The organism is Alcanivorax sp. HI0083, from assembly GCF_001635175.1.
In genome coordinates this window covers 1-4,871 of sequence record NZ_LWFX01000938.1, presented here as the reverse complement: position 1 = coordinate 4,871, position 4,871 = coordinate 1, and the positions used below count along the sequence as shown (strand labels likewise).

Below are 4,871 nucleotides of genomic sequence, written 5' to 3'. Positions count from 1 at the left end.
GGCGTTTATTCAGCCTGAATTTACTTGCCTTGACCTTTTAATTTGGCCAGCACGGCAAAAGGATTATCCGCGTTTTCGTGTTTCTCAGGTTCACCGCGATCATGCGGTAAAGCTGTCGGGCAAGGGTCATGCAGTGCCACCAGCGGCATGGCCAGCAACAGTTCCTCTTCGATCAGATCGGTGAGAACCATACGTTCTTCGCCAACTAACCAGGGGTCCAGTCGCTCCGGCAATGCCTTGGCCTGATCTTCATTCCACACCAGCGCCACATCAATATGGGCGGTAATGGAATAACTCACTGGCTCCAGGCAGCGCTGACATGGCAGCACCAATACGGTGCTAACCTCGCCCTCGATACGCCGATGCCCCTCATCATCACGATCGAACGCCAGCGATATAGCTACTGGCTGGTCCAGACTTTCGCGGTATTCCTGCAGGCGAGGCAGGTCTCCAACGGTAAGCTGGCCCTCAACGACGCGACCCTGATCCGCATATTTGCGAGGATCGAGGAACTGTGGCAGTTGCCCTGAAAACATAAGCGCGCAATTCTAGGGCCGTGAGGCCCTGCTGTCAAAGTTAATGTGAGGCACTAAGCACCTGAGTCAACAGGGTTTTTCGTGCGTCATGAAAAAATAATCCTTACACTTGCCCTCGCAACGCGCGGAGACCCCCATGACTGACCAGACACCTACCCTGTTACTCGCCTCTTCATCGCCCTTTCGGCGGCAATTATTGGACAAGCTGAAGCTGGATTTTATCCATCAGAGCCCGGATATCGACGAGTCCCGGCATGAGGGTGAATCCCCCACCGCACTGGTGATGCGCCTGGCCCGGGAAAAAGCCCTGGCGCTGGCCGATCAGCACCCGGACACGCTGATCATCGGTTCCGATCAGGTCGCCGTGATCGGCGATCAGGTCCTGGGCAAGCCCGGTGACCGGGACACCGCGATCCGCCAGCTCAACGCCGCCAGCGGTCAGCGGGTATCCTTCCTGACTGGGTTATGCCTGCTCAATACCGCCACCGGTCGCAGCCAGGTGGCCTGTGACCCGTTTCATGTGCAATTCCGCACCCTGAAACCGGCGCAAATCGAACGCTACGTGGACATAGAGCAGCCACTGAACTGTGCCGGCAGCTTCAAATCCGAAGGGCTGGGCATTGTCTTGTTCAAGGCACTGGAAGGTCGCGACCCGAATACACTGGTGGGCCTGCCATTGATCGTGTTAACCGAATTCCTGGCCGCCGAGGGGATTCAGCTGCCTATATAAAGGAAAGAGGCGAGTTCCGAGCACTATCTCTCTCGGAACTCGCCTCTTCTAGCTTCTCGTAGCTCGTAGCTCGTAGCTCGTAGCTCGTAGCTCGTAGCTATTATGATCAACGAATCACCGGCGAGGCACTCAGACCCAACTGGGCCGCCATGCCTTCACCAATGGATACACCAAAACGGCGAATAAATTCTTCCATGGGAGAACGGCTGGCGCTGTAATTCAGCATTTCTTCCTGCCCCGCCACTTCGCGAATCACCTGCCCCGGGCTCATCAGGCCGTCAATCAGCCCCAGATCCAGTGCCCGCTCGCCGGTCCAGAACAGGCCAGAGAACAGTTCCGGGTGGCCATCCACCTTCAGGCGATCGCCGCGCCCTTCTTTCACTGCGGTAATAAACTGCTGGTGAATGTCATCCAGCATGGTCTGCACATGCTTGCGATGGGCCGGCTGAATCGGCGAGAACGGGTCCATCAGGTCCTTGTTTTCACCGGCGGTCAGCACACGGCGCTCCACACCCAACTTGTCCGCTGCCTGCTCCAGGCCGAAACCGGCCATGATCACACCAATGGAGCCGACGATACTGGCCGGGTCAGCATAAATTTCATCCGCAGCGGAGGCGATAAAGTAGGCCCCCGAGGCGCCCACATCGGTAATGGCCGCATAGACTTTCTTTTCCGGGTACTCGGCACGCAGCCGTTTGATGGCGTTGTACACCTGATTTGACTGCACCGGCGAGCCACCCGGGCTGTTGATCTTCAACAGTACGGCAGTGGTGTTTTCCGCTTCAAACGCCCGCGTCAGGCCGGTGACGATCAAATCCGCACTGGCATCCTGATCCGGCGCGATCACACCGTTTACGTCAACAATCCCCACATGCTTTTCCGCCATGGTCACCGCTGAACCGGTTTTTCCCGGAATCACCATCACCAACAGCGTAAACAGGTATATAAAAGTCAGCGCCTTGAAAAAGATGCCCCAGCGACGGGACTTGCGCTGTTCATCCTGGGCCTGGCCCAGCAATTTTTCGATCAGCTTCCATTCCCGCTCATTCTGCGGGGGCCGGGAAGATGGCTGATTTTCCATAGTCACACACTCTCCATTACAAATTCAGACGCCGCCAAACCCACCAGCGGCAGCAAATGATCCAATCGGTCGATCACCGCCAAGGGCTCGCACGGCAACAATTGTTCAACCGGGTGAGCACCATAGCTCACGCCAATGCGGTCCACCCCGGCAGCACGGGCCATTTCCAGATCGAACGTGGTGTCACCCACCACCACCGCCCGCTCTGGCGCCACCGCCATGGTTTCCAGCAACTCCAACACCATGGCCGGGTGCGGTTTGGACTGGCTTTCATCGGCACAGCGTGACGCATGAAAATAGCGATCCAGGCCGGTATTTCCCCACACCCGCTGCAGCCCCTTTCGGCTCTTGCCGGTGGCCACCGCCAGCTTAAAGCCACTTTCGCGCAAGTGAGTCAGTACCTGTTCCGCCGCCGGATAAAGGGCGCTTGGGGTCTGCTCGGCGGCGATAAAGTGGAAAGCGTAGCGATCGCGCATGGCGACGATTCCCGCATCGTCCAGTTGCGGGTAGAGCGTGGCGATGGCTTCCGGCAATCCCAGCCCGATAATGCTGCATACCACCGGATCTGCCAGCGAAGGCAGCCCAAGATCCAGCGCCGCCAGCTGCATGCAGCTGACAATACGACCGGTGGAATCCATGACCGTGCCATCCCAGTCGAAAATCACCAGGTCATAAGGACGCGCATTATTCATCGCTGACTCCTGAGGGCCGTCAGAATCGCCTCGTAATCGTCATCCAGCGGCGCGGTAACCGTCAGCCGCTTGCCCGTGTTCGGGTGCACAAACACCAGGGTGCGGGCATGGAGACAAAGGCGACGGCGGCCGATCTCAGTCAGCAGGGCCTCCCCTTTCGCAATTCCGTATTTGTCATCCCCCAACAAGGGAAAGCCGCCAAACTGGCTATGCACCCGAATCTGATGGGTGCGGCCGGTTTCCAGAGTGGCCTCCACCAATTGCGCCTGAGCAAACCGCTCGAGCAGGCGATAATGGGTCACCGAGGGCTTACCCTCGCGGGAGACCCGCACGATGCGCTCGTTGCCATTCATCATTTTCAGCAAGGGCGCATCCAGCGTGCGCTCCTTGCCCTTGAAGCTCTGACACAGCAACCAGTAACGCTTCTCCACCTGGCCGCCCTGCATCAGGCGCTGCAGCTTGCGCAGAAACGAACGCCGCCGCGCCACCATGATCAGGCCACTGGTGTCGCGGTCCAACCGGTGCACCAGCTCCATTTCCTTTTCATCGGGATACATCACCCGCAAGGCTTCGATCAGCCCCAGGCTGACACCACTGCCACCATGCACCGCCAGGCCTGCCGGCTTGTTGAAAATGAATAGCTGGTCATCTTCATAGACACAGGCCCGGCGCAAGCGCTCGGCCAACCCCTCACTCACCGCCGGCGGTGCGGCGGATTCACTGGTGCGAATGGGCGGAATACGCACCACATCACCGCTGGCCAGTCGGGTGGTCTGCTTGGCGCGCCCCTTGTTAACGCGCACCTCACCGGAGCGAATAATCCGATAAACACGGGATTTAGGCACCCCTTTAAGGTGGGTAAACAGGAAATTATCCAGGCGCTGACCATGCCGGCCTTCATCTATGGTGACAAACGTCACCCGGTTCGCTGCGGGGGTATCTTCTGACATGGCGCGATTCTAAGCGTGATCGGCGGAAATGTCTGCATCTGGCGCAAGCATGTCAGCAATCTATCTGATTGATCCCGCTGGCCTTTTATTGCTATAGTCAAGCGTCGACCTGAAATAGGCAACGGCGACGCGCAGCGAACATTCGCCGTTTGGCCCTCTCCGGCTACAGCCGATGAAGACAGAGCCCGCCCCCAGGTCACAGAAAAAGCGTTAAGCCCACCTTCCAGAAGGGAAATACCCTCACGGAACTGGGCACACGCTGCAGAAGACCCATTTACAGCGCCCGAAAACGGGCCCTGAACATTAACGATGGTGGCCTGCAGCGCCGGTCAAACGACCTGGAAAACAGACAGACAAGAGTTTACACATTGCTGTGTGACGCAAGGAGACATTCATACTCCACAACCACGGCAATCGCGTGAAGCATTACAGACTGGCCAGCTGCCAGCATGATTACGCACTAAACATTGCACACAACTCGGAGAGCCGCTGACTCAGGCAACACGATCACCAAGGAAAGCGAACCACACGCCCAGCGTGCGCCCAATCCGTGACATGCCTGCCACAGCACTCCCCCTGGTCTGCTACCGGTTGCACCCGGCCCTGCCCCATGCCACCACAAACTTGTGGTAGCACCATGAAACGTATGCTTATTAATGCCACTCACCCTGAAGAGGTACGAGTGGCTCTGGTCGACGGACAACGTCTGTATGACCTAGATATTGAACACCGCACACGAGAACAGAAAAAAGCCAACATTTACAAAGGCAAGATCACCCGGGTAGAACCGTCCCTGGAAGCGGCTTTTGTAGACTTCGGCGCCGAGCGCCACGGCTTCCTTCCCCTCAAGGAAATTTCCCGCCAGTACTTCCAGAAAGACCC

Annotated in this window: 6 protein-coding genes; 2 read left to right on the top strand and 4 right to left on the bottom strand. The window is 57.8% G+C overall.

Going from position 1 to position 4,871, the window contains the following annotated elements:
* Positions 1–20: 20 nt before the first annotated feature.
* A complete protein-coding gene (locus A3754_RS10410; RefSeq protein ID WP_063519620.1) occupies positions 21–536 on the bottom strand; it encodes a DUF177 domain-containing protein in 516 nt (171 codons plus the stop codon).
* Between the two features lie 136 nt (positions 537–672).
* Here A3754_RS10410 and A3754_RS10405 point away from each other — a divergent pair, with 136 nt between their 5' ends.
* Positions 673–1,266, top strand: a complete 594-nt coding sequence (locus tag A3754_RS10405) for a nucleoside triphosphate pyrophosphatase (protein WP_063519619.1) — start codon at positions 673–675, stop codon at positions 1,264–1,266.
* A gap of 106 nt (positions 1,267–1,372) precedes the next feature.
* Here A3754_RS10405 and sppA read toward each other — a convergent pair whose 3' ends face one another.
* Genes sppA through A3754_RS10390 form a run of 3 tightly spaced genes read right to left on the bottom strand, consistent with a single transcriptional unit; the run spans position 1,373 to position 3,989 of the window.
* Positions 1,373–2,347: a signal peptide peptidase SppA gene (sppA, locus tag A3754_RS10400; RefSeq protein WP_063519618.1), complete on the bottom strand. Its 975-nt coding sequence runs from the start codon at positions 2,345–2,347 to the stop codon at positions 1,373–1,375.
* 2 nt (positions 2,348–2,349) lie between these two features.
* On the bottom strand, positions 2,350–3,039 hold the full coding sequence (locus tag A3754_RS10395; RefSeq protein ID WP_063519617.1) for an HAD-IA family hydrolase: 690 nt from the start codon (positions 3,037–3,039) through the stop codon (positions 2,350–2,352).
* Entirely contained in the window at positions 3,036–3,989 is a 954-nt protein-coding gene (locus A3754_RS10390; protein ID WP_063519616.1) for an RluA family pseudouridine synthase, read from the bottom strand. Before A3754_RS10390 ends, A3754_RS10395 begins: the two co-directional genes overlap by 4 nt.
* A 637-nt stretch (positions 3,990–4,626) precedes the next feature.
* Here A3754_RS10390 and A3754_RS10385 point away from each other — a divergent pair.
* Positions 4,627–4,871, top strand: a 245-nt coding sequence (locus A3754_RS10385) for a S1 RNA-binding domain-containing protein (RefSeq protein WP_156496946.1), incomplete at its 3' end; no start/stop codon positions are given.

Bases quoted from the DNA above. Each gene is read 5' to 3' on its own strand.
- sppA (WP_063519618.1), bottom strand. From the start codon at position 2,347: ATGGAAAATCAGCCATCTTCCCGGCCCCCGCAGAATGAGCGGGAATGG.
- A3754_RS10390 (WP_063519616.1), bottom strand. From the start codon at position 3,989: ATGTCAGAAGATACCCCCGCAGCGAACCGGGTGACGTTTGTCACCATA.
- A3754_RS10395 (WP_063519617.1), bottom strand. From the start codon at position 3,039: ATGAATAATGCGCGTCCTTATGACCTGGTGATTTTCGACTGGGATGGC.
- A3754_RS10410 (WP_063519620.1), bottom strand. From the start codon at position 536: ATGTTTTCAGGGCAACTGCCACAGTTCCTCGATCCTCGCAAATATGCG.
- A3754_RS10405 (WP_063519619.1), top strand. From the start codon at position 673: ATGACTGACCAGACACCTACCCTGTTACTCGCCTCTTCATCGCCCTTT.